The organism is Lacinutrix iliipiscaria, from assembly GCF_042686125.1.
In the GTDB taxonomy this organism is placed as follows: domain Bacteria; phylum Bacteroidota; class Bacteroidia; order Flavobacteriales; family Flavobacteriaceae; genus Oceanihabitans; species Oceanihabitans iliipiscarium.
Window position 1 is genome coordinate 395,415 of the sequence record NZ_JBHUOV010000002.1, and the last position, 12,937, is coordinate 408,351.

The 12,937-nt window shown below is 33.2% G+C and carries 10 protein-coding genes; 8 read left to right on the forward strand and 2 right to left on the reverse strand.

Going from position 1 to position 12,937, the window contains the following annotated elements:
* Positions 1–31: 31 nt before the first annotated feature.
* The gene (locus tag ACFS5M_RS08900; RefSeq protein ID WP_183487992.1) at positions 32–1,234 is read left to right on the forward strand and encodes an aminotransferase class I/II-fold pyridoxal phosphate-dependent enzyme; all 1,203 of its coding nucleotides are present in this window, start codon (positions 32–34) and stop codon (positions 1,232–1,234) included.
* Positions 1,235–1,299: 65 nt separating this feature from the next.
* Here ACFS5M_RS08900 and ACFS5M_RS08905 read toward each other — a convergent pair whose 3' ends face one another.
* Positions 1,300–2,322, reverse strand: coding sequence for a metal-dependent hydrolase (locus ACFS5M_RS08905; protein WP_183487993.1), 1,023 nt, complete (start codon positions 2,320–2,322; stop codon positions 1,300–1,302).
* An 82-nt stretch (positions 2,323–2,404) separates the two neighbouring features.
* Between ACFS5M_RS08905 and nhaC the strand changes: the two genes are divergently transcribed.
* Together nhaC and ACFS5M_RS08915 are read left to right on the forward strand one after the other, a co-directional pair.
* Positions 2,405–3,874, forward strand: a complete 1,470-nt coding sequence (gene nhaC / locus ACFS5M_RS08910; RefSeq protein WP_183487994.1) for a Na+/H+ antiporter NhaC — start codon at positions 2,405–2,407, stop codon at positions 3,872–3,874.
* Positions 3,875–4,000: 126 nt separating this feature from the next.
* Complete coding sequence (locus ACFS5M_RS08915) at positions 4,001–4,645, forward strand: peroxiredoxin (protein ID WP_183487995.1); 645 nt, start codon at positions 4,001–4,003, stop codon at positions 4,643–4,645.
* Positions 4,646–4,712: 67 nt separating this feature from the next.
* Here the strand turns inward: ACFS5M_RS08915 and katG are convergent, their stop codons facing one another.
* Entirely contained in the window at positions 4,713–6,911 is a 2,199-nt protein-coding gene (gene katG, locus ACFS5M_RS08920) for a catalase/peroxidase HPI (RefSeq protein WP_183487996.1), read from the reverse strand.
* A gap of 174 nt (positions 6,912–7,085) precedes the next feature.
* Here katG and tpx point away from each other — a divergent pair, with 174 nt between their 5' ends.
* The 5 genes from tpx (at position 7,086) to ACFS5M_RS08945 (ending at position 12,933) form a co-directional block, all read left to right on the forward strand.
* Positions 7,086–7,583: a thiol peroxidase gene (gene tpx, locus ACFS5M_RS08925; RefSeq protein WP_183487997.1), complete on the forward strand. Its 498-nt coding sequence runs from the start codon at positions 7,086–7,088 to the stop codon at positions 7,581–7,583.
* Positions 7,583–7,951, forward strand: a complete 369-nt coding sequence (locus ACFS5M_RS08930) for a diacylglycerol kinase (RefSeq protein WP_183487998.1) — start codon at positions 7,583–7,585, stop codon at positions 7,949–7,951. The genes tpx and ACFS5M_RS08930 overlap by 1 nt, the downstream gene beginning before the upstream one ends.
* Before the next feature lie 101 nt (positions 7,952–8,052).
* Positions 8,053–10,440 carry an FtsK/SpoIIIE family DNA translocase gene (locus ACFS5M_RS08935; protein ID WP_183488000.1) on the forward strand — a complete coding sequence of 796 codons (2,388 nt, stop codon included), beginning with the start codon at positions 8,053–8,055 and terminating at the stop codon, positions 10,438–10,440.
* Between the two features lie 19 nt (positions 10,441–10,459).
* A complete protein-coding gene (locus ACFS5M_RS08940) occupies positions 10,460–11,095 on the forward strand; it encodes a LolA family protein (RefSeq protein ID WP_183488001.1) in 636 nt (211 codons plus the stop codon).
* A gap of 17 nt (positions 11,096–11,112) precedes the next feature.
* Complete coding sequence (locus tag ACFS5M_RS08945; RefSeq protein ID WP_183488003.1) at positions 11,113–12,933, forward strand: LptF/LptG family permease; 1,821 nt, start codon at positions 11,113–11,115, stop codon at positions 12,931–12,933.
* Positions 12,934–12,937 lie beyond the last annotated feature (4 nt).

Sequence of the window (12,937 nt, forward strand, 5' to 3'; positions counted from 1 at the left end):
ACATCAAAACAAACTTATTAAATTTAAGATAATGGCTTTTAAACCAGCAAATAACATACAAGATTTACAATATTTCGGAGAATTTGGAGGCGTGAATCCTTCAATTTCTGACTCATCTACTTACACGTTTTTATCTGCAAAAACCATGTTTGACACTTTTGAAGGTAATGCCGATGGTTGCTACTTATACTCACGTCATTCTACACCTTCAAATTTATACTTAGGCGAAGCACTAGCTGCTATGGAAGGCACCGAAACTGCTAATGTTTGTGCGTCAGGAATGGGAGCAATTACACCTGTACTCATGCAGCTTTGTGGAGCTGGTGATCATGTGGTTTCTAGTCGAACTATTTACGGAGGAACTTATGCTTTTCTTAAAAATTTCACACCTCGTTTTAATATTGAAACCTCCTTTGTCGATATTACAAAATTAGAGGTTGTTGAAGCTGCAATCACCTCAAAAACGAAAGTGCTTTATTGCGAATCTGTTAGCAATCCTCTATTGGAAGTAGCCGATATTTCAGGATTAGCTAAACTGGCAAAAAAATATAACCTTAAACTAGTCGTTGATAATACCTTTTCTCCTTTATCAATTTCTCCTGCTGAATTAGGTGCAGATATTGTTATTCACAGTTTAACCAAATTCATCAATGGGTCTTCAGACACTGTAGGTGGTGTTATTTGTGGTACTCAAGAATTTATTAATGACTTGCGAAATGTTAATGATGGCGCATGTATGTTGTTAGGTTCTACAATGGATAGTTTAAGAGCAGCTTCTATATTGAAGAACTTAAGAACCCTTCATATTAGAATGCAACAACATAGTAAAAACGGATTGTATTTGGCTGAAAAATTTCAGAGTCTTGGATTAAAAACAGTTTATCCAGGATTAAAATCGCATCCTTCTCACGATCTGTTTAAGTCGATGATGAATCCTCAATATGGTTTTGGAGGTATGCTTACTATTGATGTTGGTTCTTTAGAGCGTGCCAATGCTTTAATGGAACTGATGCAAGATCGAAATTTAGGCTATTTAGCTGTTAGTTTAGGCTTTTATAAAACTTTATTCTCTGCACCTGGAAGTTCTACATCTTCAGAAATACCTGAAGATGAACAAGCAGAAATGGGACTAAGTGATGGATTGATTCGTTTTTCTATAGGATTAGATGCTGATATTGAACGTACTTATAATATGATGAAAGACTGCATGCTAGAATTAAATATTTTGAGTTAAGAATTGATTCAACTCACAGAAACTAGTATAATAAATAGCCTTTTGATTTAATTACGAAAGGCTATTTATATGCCTTTTATTCGTTCCCAAAGATTTGACATCGCCTCATTAAAATCATCAACCTTTGGCTCAAATTCTTCCATGTTTAATCTATCATTTTCTTTAAAAAGCAATAAACTAAAAACAGATTCATAGCCTTGTTTTGTTTTTACCAAAGGATACCGTAAATCATTGTAAACATACTTATCAGTTTCAATTTCAATAACATTAAAATAATCTTTACTAAACCACGCTAAATCTTTAATATCTCGATACTCTTCTTTTGTAATGGCTCTTGTTTTGGGTATTTCCATCCATTCAGAAAATCGGTTAGTCGAGTCGAAAAGCGAGTAAAAAGCAACTCGATACGACGATTCTGTTTCAGCTATACCATACCATAAAATGGTATTAAAAATACTCGGTTGACAACTATAACGAGTATAATTCACCTGAGTATCTGCTAAAGATTTTTCAAAAATAGCATCCATATAAAATTTATTCCCAATCGTAAATATCATATATACAGAACTTATACCAATTCCCCATTTCAGCCATAATCGCCTTTTTATGGAAGTCCGTTTAAAAAACATAAGTCCAATCATACTTATTAAAAAAGGAAGTGTATATAATGGGTCAGCTACAGCTATATTATTAAAAGCAACACGATAGTTAGAAAACGGCGCAAACAACTGTGTACCATAAGGTGTAAAGCTATCTAAAATAGGATGTGTAAACAGTGCCCAGAAGAATAGCAAAATCCAATCTTTCTGTAATGTTGTACCTTCTCTTTTACCAGAATTATAAATTTTATAAACAAGCCAGCCAAAAGCAAAAGCTCCAAGAATGGAAAACAAAATAGAATGCATAAACCCACGATGAAAAAGCATTGTATCAATTTCATTACCATATAAAAAACCACCAACTAAGACATCTAAGTCAGGGATAGTCCCGCCAATAGCACCAAACAACAACGCTTTGTTTCCTATTTTTTTTCCTAAAACTGCTTCACCACAAGCAGCTCCTAATACAATTTGTGTTAATGAATCCATATTGTTTGCAAACATACATCAAGGAATTCAATTTGCATACTTTAGATGAAAATCGTAACATTACAAGACTAAAAAAACAAACATGCAAGACGACGACAATCTTTCTAAAATAGACATTCAAGAACAAAAAATCATTGATAATAAAGAGCTTAATATTTTTGAAGCTATGGTACCTGTTGTAATCTTAATGGGACTTCTAGCGTATAATATCTTTTTTGTTGAAGGTCAAGAATGGTTTGGCACATATACCAATCAAATTATTTTATTAATGGGAGGCTTTGTGGCTCTTGTTGGAGGTATGCTAAACAAAGTATCTCCTCTTATCATGATGAAAGAAGTTTGGGAAAACCTAAAAAGCGTTTCTGTTCCTATTATAATTCTACTTTTAGTTGGTGCACTTGCTGGTACTTGGCTAGTAAGTGGTGTTATTCCTGCTATGGTTTATTATGGATTAGAAGTATTAAGTCCTTCCATATTTTTACCTGCTTCGGTTATAATTTGTGCTGTTATTTCAATTGCAACTGGTAGCTCTTGGACTACCTCTGCAACAGTTGGTATTGCTTTAATTGGTATTGGAAGTGCGCTAGGTATTCACCCTGGAATGATTGCTGGAGCTGTAATTTCTGGCGCCTATTTTGGTGATAAAATGTCCCCTTTAAGCGACACAACCAACTTAGCTCCTGCAATGGCTGGAACCGATTTATTTACGCATATTCGTTATATGACGATTACCACAGTACCAACAATTATCATTACTTTAATTGTATTTTCAATTATAAGCATGAATATCGATCCAACGGGAAGTGCTGATGTTACTAATTTACTCGCAAGTATAGATAGCACATTTGAAATTTCCCCATTATTATTTCTAGTCCCATTAGCCGTTATTGCATTAATATTACTAAAGACAAAACCATTAATAGCTTTAGGTGTTGGTATCGTTTTAGCAGCAATTTTTGCTTTAATTTTTCAATCAGATGTACTCAACAACTTAGCGGACTCTAACATTTCTGCTATTGTCAATTCAATATTCACTGATACACAAATTACTACCGATAATGACAAGCTAAATGATTTATTCAGCGCTGGAGGTATGAAAGGCATGCTTTGGACCATCTTATTAATTTGCTGTGCAATGGTATTTGGTGGTATTATGGATGCTATTGGTGCATTAGCTCGAATTACAAAAGCATTACTCTCTGTAGCCACAACTGTTTTTGGTTTATTTGCAAGTACGGTTATTAGCTGTTTAGGATTAAATGCTATAGCTAGTGATCAATATCTAGCTTTAGTCATTCCTGGAAAAATGTTTAAAAAAGCTTATGAAGATAAAGGGCTTGCTCCAGAAAACTTAAGCCGTACCCTTGAAGATTCAGGAACGGTTACTTCTGTACTTATCCCATGGAATACCTGTGGTGCTTATCAGTCTGGTGTTTTAGGTGTTAATGTTGCAGATTACTTTGTTTATGCCATTTTTAACTGGCTAAGTCCTTTTACCACTTTATTCTTTGCAGCTTTAAATATTAAGATTAGACAAATCGTTAAAAAATAGATTTCAAAACTCAATAATCTTCAGTTATAATACTATAAAAATTTCATATTTATTTTATATGAAATTCTTATGTTGTTCACTACTTTTGCACAAAATTATAATTACAACATTTTAAAAATTTAAAGTATGGCATTAGTAGGAAAAAAATTCCCAAACCTTATAGTTGATTCAATTGATAAAACTGGTCAAAACAACAAGATTAATATTTTAGAAGAAGCACAAAAAAACAATAAAAAAGTATTATTGTTTTGGTATCCAAAAGACTTCACTTTTGTTTGTCCAACTGAACTATACGCTTTTGAAGCTGCTAAAGCTGAGTTAGAAAAAAGAAACACGTTATTAATTGGTGCATCTTGCGATACTCCTGAAGTTCACTTTGCATGGATGAATACACCAAAAAACAATGGAGGTATTCAAGGTATTACTTATCCTTTAGTTGCTGATAGCAATAGAAACCTAGCCTCTACTTTAGGTATATTAGACATTACGAATGAAACATTTAATGAGGACACTGGGCTTTATACCGTAGAAGGTGATAATGTGACTTATAGAGCGACTTATTTAATAGATGAAGAAGGGACAATTTTTCATGAAAGCATAAACCACATGCCTTTAGGTAGAAATGTTTCTGAATTTTTACGTTTAATTGATGCCTATACACACGTTCAAGAAAACGGTGAAGTATGTCCAGCTAACTGGCAAAAAGGAGATGCTGCTATGCATGCCAATCGTGAAGGTGTTGCTGAATTTTTAGAGAAGCACGTTAACTAAAAACGTATTATAAATTAAAAAAGCCAACACAATTTGTGTTGGCTTTTTTATTTAACATTTTTTAAAACTACTTTAAATCAAAGCGATCAAGATTCATCACTTTTGTCCAAGCAGAAACAAAGTCCTTTACAAATTTATCTTGTCCGTCATTTGCACCATAAACCTCACACACAGCTCTCAATTCAGTATTAGAACCAAAAATTAAATCGGCTCGAGTTCCAGAGAATTTCATTGCTCCTGTTTTACGGTCGCGTCCAATAAACTCTTTCTCTTCTGATGTTGCAGCTTTCCAGGTAATAGAAAAATCAAGAATATTAGTAAAAAAGTCGTTTGTTAAACTTCCTACTTTATCGGTAAACACTCCATTTTTAGAACCATTATAATTCGCCCCTAAAACTCGCAAACCTCCAATAAGTACAGTCATTTCTGGAATAGAAAGTGTTAATAAATTTGCTCGATCTACTAATAAATCTTCATCGGCAACCTTTAGTTTAGAATTCATGTAATTTCTAAAGCCATCTGCCAAAGGCTCTAAGTATCCAAACGATTCTAAATCGGTTTGTTCTTGAGATGCATCACCTCTACCTTGAGTAAAAGGCACATGAACATCATGACCCGCATTTCTAGCCGCTTCTTCAACACCAGCTGAACCTGCTAACACAATTAAATCTGCCATAGAAACGGTTCCATTGAATTGGTCTTGAATACCTTCTAATACCTTTAATACTTTATTTAATTCTTCAGGATTATTAACCTCCCAACTTCTTTGAGGTTCTAATCGCAAACGGCCTCCATTTGCACCACCACGTTTATCTGAATCTCTATAAGTTGATGCAGAAGCCCAAGCTGTTTTAACCAATTCAGAAACGGATAACCCTGAAGCTAAAATCATAGCCTTTAAAGATTTAATATCAGAATCGCTTAAGGTATAATTAACTGTTGGGATTGGATCTTGCCAAATAAGCTCTTCATTTGGGACTTCTGGCCCTAAATATCTACTCACAGGACCCATATCACGATGGGTTAACTTATACCAAGCACGAGCAAATGCATCTTCAAAAGCTTTATGATCATTGTGAAAACGTTTAGATATTTCTAAAAAACCAGGATCCATTTTTAATGCCATATCTGCAGTAGACATCATTAAAGCTTGTTTAGCATTTGCATCACCAGCTTTAGGTGCCATTCTAGCATTAGAAGCCGCGGTTGGTGTCCATTGATGTGCGCCTGCTGGGCTTTTAGTTAATTCCCAATCATAATTTAATAATACATCAAAATACTCATTATCCCAACGTGTAGGATGTGGTGTCCAAGCACCTTCCAAACCACTTGTTATCGTATCATCAAGCACTCCAGTTCCGAAGGTATTTTTCCAACCAGTACTCATTTCTTCAATAGGAGCTCCATGAGGTTCAGCGCCAACAAATTGATCAGGATCTGCAGCACCATGAGCCTTTCCAAAGGTATGTCCACCAGCAACAAGAGCAACTGTTTCTTCATCATTCATTGCCATTCGACCAAAAGTTATTCTTATATCATGTGCAGATTTTAACGGATCAGGTTCACCGTTTGGGCCTTCAGGATTTACATAAATCAATCCCATGTGCGCTGCTCCTAAATGGCCTTCTAGATCGCCATCACTTGTATCATAACGCTCATCATTATCTAACCATCCTGTTTCACTTCCCCAATAGATATCTTGTTCAGGTTCCCAAACATCTTCTCTTCCACCTGCAAATCCAAAAGTGGAGAATCCCATAGATTCCAATGCGCAATTACCTGCAAGTATCATTAGATCTGCCCATGAAATTTTATTACCGTATTTCTTTTTGACAGGCCATAATAACAAACGTGCCTTATCTAGATTACCATTATCAGGCCAACTATTAAGTGGCGCAAAACGTTGCGACCCAGATCCAGCTCCTCCTCGTCCATCTCCAACTCTATATGTTCCTGCACTATGCCAAGCCATACGAATCATAAATCCACCATAATGACCATAATCTGCTGGCCACCAATCTTGAGAGTCTGTCATTAAATCAATGACATCTTGCTTTAATGCTTTAAAATCAACACTACTAAATGCTTCAGCATAATTAAAATCATCTCCCATTGGGTTAGATTTTTCAGCATTTTGACGTAAAATATTTAATTTTAATTCATTAGGCCACCAATCTCTGTTACTAGTTCCACGACCAGCTGTCTGTTTTTGAGTTCCACTAAGAAATGGACATTTATTCATATCACCATTTTTACTATGTTCCATTGATTTTCTTTTTTATTAAGTTTTATAATTCCTTAAAATTACCACTTTAAATGTCATCATCAAAATTGATAATTTTTATATAAAAATAAAGAATGCCTATTACAGTAATCGTTTTTATATTTCAAAAAACAGATAAAAACACGTACTTTTACATCACTTATAATTATAAAAGATATGGCAACAGTAACATTACACGGAGACGCAATACAAACCTCAGGAGAATTACCAAAAGTTGGCACAAAAGCTCCTGATTTCACATTAACAGCAGTAGATTTATCCTCTAAATCGCTTTCGGATTTTTCAGGAAGCAAGGTGGTTTTAAATATTTTCCCAAGCATTGACACAGGAACTTGTGCTCAATCTGTTAGAACTTTCAACAAAGAAGCTAGTGGTTTAAACAATACAAAAGTTTTGTGTATTTCTCATGATTTACCTTTTGCACAAGCACGTTTTTGTGGTGCCGAAGGGTTAGAAAATGTAATCAACCTTTCAGATTATAAAAACGGAAAATTTGGAAAAGATTATGGCTTAAACTTTGTTAATGGTCCTTTAGAGACTTTACATTCTCGTTGTGTAATTGTTATAGACGAAAAAGGCATCATTTCGCACACCGAACAGGTCTCAGAAATTGTAGATGAACCCAACTACAAAGCAGCATTAGAAGCTTTATAATGAATAAAAAAGACTCCTTTCTGGTCAATAGACTTAAAAGTGTAAAATACGCTTTTAAAGGTGCTTATTTATTAATAACTACTGAAAGTAGCATAAAAATTCAGTGTGTTATTGGGCTTATTATGACCATACTTGGTTTTTATTTCAAGCTTTCGTCTACAGAATGGATTATTCAAATATTATGCATTGCACTTATTATAGCGATTGAAGGAATAAACACTGCAATTGAAGAAGTTGCAGATTTTATTCACCCAGAACATCACTCTAAAATTGGTCTCATAAAAGACCTCGCAGCTGGAGCTGTTTTTATTTTTGCAATTGCTGCAGTAATAGTAGGTTGTATTATATATTTTCCAAAGATTTTTTAATATACAATTTGCTCTAGGATTAACGTTAGTAATTTGTATTTTTGTTTCTTATCTAAAACAATATTAGAAATTAAAGATTTCCACTATCATGGAAAGTAAGCATGGCGAAAAAGAAGACTAAAATTAAAACTAAAAAAAAGCCAAAATTTAAAGCTCCAAGTTTTAAGTTATCTAACCAACAAAAATTGGTATTTGGAAGCTTATTAATTATCCTTGGATTATTACTTTTTATTGCTTTTCTATCTTTCTTTTTTACAGGAAAAGCAGATCAAAGTACGCTTTCAGAATTTACGAGTAGAAACGTAGAAACTCAAAATTGGCTTAGTAAATCTGGAGCATGGTTAAGTGACTTCTTTATTCAACGTGGTTTTGGTGTTGCGTCTTTTATATTTTCTGGACTTATATTTCTTTCTGGTGTTTATGTCTTATTAAACTTAAAGAAAAGCAAACTAAGAAAACACTGGTTCTGGGGAACTTGTATTGTGATTTGGCTTTCTATTTTATTTGGTTTTTTTGCACATAAAAATGATTTATTAGGTGGAACAATAGGTTTTGAAATTAATTCTTTTTTACAAGATTATATTGGAAAGATTGGAGTGATTCTTTTACTCGTTTTTGGATTAATCACTTATTTAGCAACGCGATTTAAAATGACTGTTGAAAGCTTTAGAAAAGTATTCAAAAAGGCAAAAAAAGAGCTAAGTGAAGAAATTGAAGATTTTAAAGAAGAATTTATTCCGCTAGACAATGATTTAACCGCTGAAGCAGAAGAGATTAAATCGGCTTTAGAAATGTCTCTTGAAAACACCGCAACAACAACCAATAACACTTCAGCAACAAACAACGAAGAAAAAGATTTTAAAGTAGAAGTATCTAAAAAAGAACCTGAACTTGAACCAGCAGTTGAAATGGAAGTTGAGCAAGTGGCTGAAGAAATTTCTGAAACTGATAATCTAGCCAATAAATTGGTTGAAGATTTTGGGCAATTCGACCCTACTTTAGAACTTGGCAAATATCAATTCCCAACATTAGATTTATTAAAAAAATACGACACCGAAGGTATCACAATTAACCAAGAAGAACTTGAGGAAAATAAAAATAGAATTGTTGAAACCTTAAACAATTATAAAATTGGCATTGCGAGCATCAAGGCGACCATTGGTCCAACAGTAACACTCTACGAAATTGTGCCAGAAGCTGGCGTTAGAATTTCTAAAATTAAAAATCTAGAAGACGATATTGCGTTATCCCTCTCAGCTTTAGGGATTCGTATTATTGCGCCAATTCCAGGAAAAGGAACTATTGGTATAGAAGTTCCAAATAAAAATTCGACAATTGTATCGATGCGCTCTGTGATTGCTTCTCAGAAATTTCAAAAGTCTGAAATGCAATTACCAATTGCTTTTGGAAAAACGATTAGTAATGAAACCTTTGTAGTCGATTTAGCTAAAATGCCTCATATGCTTATGGCTGGAGCAACAGGACAAGGAAAATCTGTAGGATTAAATGCTGTTCTGACTTCCCTACTCTATAAAAAACACCCTGCAGAAGTAAAATTTGTGTTGGTTGATCCTAAAAAAGTAGAACTGACTTTATTCAACAAAATTGAGCGTCATTATTTAGCTAAACTGCCAGATAGTGAAGATGCAATTATTACCGACAATACCAAAGTAATCAATACATTAAACTCATTATGTATTGAAATGGATAATCGTTATGAGTTGCTTAAAAATGCTTTATGTAGAAATATAGCTGAATATAACGCAAAATTTAAAGCACGTAAATTAAATCCGAATGATGGTCACCAATTTTTACCATATATCGTTTTAGTAGTTGATGAGTTTGCTGATTTAATTATGACTGCAGGCAAAGAAGTAGAAACGCCTATTGCGCGTTTAGCACAATTAGCACGTGCTATTGGGATTCACTTAATTATTGCAACTCAAAGGCCTTCTGTTAATGTTATTACAGGAATTATTAAAGCTAATTTCCCTGCACGTATTGCTTTTAGAGTAACTAGTAAAATAGATTCACGAACGATTTTAGATAATTCTGGAGCAGATCAGCTTATTGGCCGTGGAGACATGCTTTACACACAAGGCAATGAAGTTGTACGTATTCAATGTGCTTTTGTAGACACACCAGAAGTTGAAAAAATTGTTGATTTTATTGGTGCGCAAAAGGCCTATCCAGATGCACACTTGCTTCCTGAATACGTTGGTGAAGAAAGTGGCACAAGTCTTGATAACAATATAGAAGATAGAGATAAACTATTTCGAGAAGCTGCCGAAATTATTGTTACAGCTCAACAAGGCTCTGCTTCGCTATTACAACGTAAATTAAAATTAGGTTATAATCGAGCAGGACGCTTAATTGACCAGTTAGAAGCTGCAGGCATTGTCGGTGGTTTTGAAGGTAGTAAAGCCAGACAGGTTTTGGTTCCAGATTTAGTGGCTCTTGATCAGTTATTATCTAACGAAAGTCTATAACATAGTAAAATATTTAAAAATGAAAAGATTAATATTCTTATTTGCCCTCTTAATAAGTTTCAATAGTAGTGCTCAAAATGAAGCAAAAATGTTGTTAAATGAAGTTTCAGATAAAGTAAAGAGCTATGACAACATCTCAATAGATTTTAAATACGTACTTCATAACTCAGCAGAAAACATCAAACAAGAAACACGTGGTGATGTGGTCATGGAAGGAGAAAAGTATCGCCTTAATATTCTTGGTATGACAAGGATTTACAACGGAAAGACTTTATACAGCATTAGTCCAGAAGATGAACAAGTCACTATTTCTTCAGAAAACATGGAAGAAGAAGGCAGTATAACGCCAAGTAAAATGTTATCCTTTTATGAAGATGGTTTTACTTATGAAATGGATATCATTCAAAATGTTCAAGGGAGAAAAATTCAATATGTAAAATTAGTTCCTATTGATTCTAATTCTGAAATTAAAAGTGTACTTCTTGGGATTGATGCTCAAACGAAACACATTTATAATTTAATAGAAACAGGTAAGAATGGCACAAAAACCACATTAACTGTTAATTCTTTTAAAACAAATGAACCTTTATCAAAAACCTTATTTACCTTTGATGAAAGTAAGTATAAGAACTACTACATCGAAAAACTAGATTAGGTTAACTTGCACAACGTGTGAAAATATTAGATCGATACATATTAAACACTTACCTCAAAACTTTTATCAGCGTGTTTGTAATACTCATGCTGATTTTTGTTTTACAAACGATTTGGCTATTTATTAAAGAGCTGGCTGGAAAAGATTTAGACCTTATTGTGGTATTTAAATTTTTGCTATACTACTCTCCAAAATTAATTCCGTTAGTCCTTCCACTAACAATACTATTATCCTCTATAATGGTCTTTGGTAATTTTGCCGAAAACTATGAGTTTGCTGCAATGAAATCGACAGGAATTTCATTACAACGTGCTATGGCTGGACTTAGTGTTTTTATTGGTATTCTTGGCATCACCACTTTTTTTTTTAGTAATAATGTGATTCCTTGGGGAGAATACAATTCATATAACTTAAGAAATAACATCAAAAAATTAAAACCTGCAATGGCTATTGTGGCAGGACAATTTAATGAAGCTGGCAACTATAATATTAAAGTTGAAGAAAAAAGTGGAGATAAAGGTCAATATCTTACTGGTGTTGTCATTCATGAAAAAAATAAAAAGTCAAGAGGAAATCATAGAACTATAATTTCAAAAACTGGAGAATTAATTGGAAATAAAGATTCAAATGTCTTGAAATTCATTCTTCACGATGGTTATTTTTATGATGATACACCTCCAAAAGAATACAAAGAGCGCGAAAAACACCCAATGGTTAAAAGTATATTTAAAAAATATACCATTAACGTCGATTTATCTGAAGAGAATGATGTTGACTTAGACGATAAAAATATTTCAAATAAGCATAGCATGCTTAATATTAGCGCGTTAAACTACACTATAGATTCTCTTACAGTTGAAAAACAAAAAGAATATGACGAATTCTCAACAAACTTATACGATAGAACGTATGTAGGTCAGCTTAACAGTGGTCTAAAACCTAAAACTAATGATTCAATCTATAAAGGTGTAATCTTAGACTTATTTGATGACAGAAAGAAAATTCAACTTTTAGATTTAGCTATAAATACTGCAAATAGTACCCAACAAATTATTTCGACTAAGAATAACTCTTTCAAGAATAAAAACAGTAACTACAACAGACATATTATTGCATTGCATGAAAAATTTGCCTTAGGTATTGCGTGTATCATTCTATTTTTTGTTGGTGCTCCACTAGGCGCATTAATTAGAAAAGGAGGTATTGGACTGCCAATGGTTATTGCAATACTCTTGTTTTTAACCTATCACTTTATTGGTATTTTTGCCCTTAATAGTGCAAAAGAAGGCAGTTTAAATCCTGTTTTTGCTTCCTGGTTTTCGACACTTATAATGTTACCTTTGGGTGTATATCTCACAAAGAGAGCTACAGCAGATAGAGGTTTATTTGAGTTTGATCACATTTTAGAACCGATTAAAAAAGTACTAAAAATTAAATCAGATGCAAAAGCGGCTTCAACTAAAAAAATAAAAGAAAATCTTGTTAAAGAAGAAGATAAGGCTCAAGTTAATCTGCTTTTAAAAGCGTATTCTTTTTATTCTAAAACAGCATTGATTTTCTACATAACAGGATTAATTCTATTTATTCTATTCTTTGTATTTAAAAACAATAATCTTCCTAATTTTGCATCAGCTGCAATACAATTATCTGTAGTTTCAATTGTTTTATTTTTATTTTATTACGTGAAATCGTTATTAAACACCAACACTCTGTACACCTTTATTCAAGAGAAAACCAATTCTAAAAAAATAGGCTATTATCTTTTTGGGTTCTTGTTTTATCCGTTATCACATTATGTTAGACGAAATAAAATTAATGAAGACTTTTCTAACACATAAAATA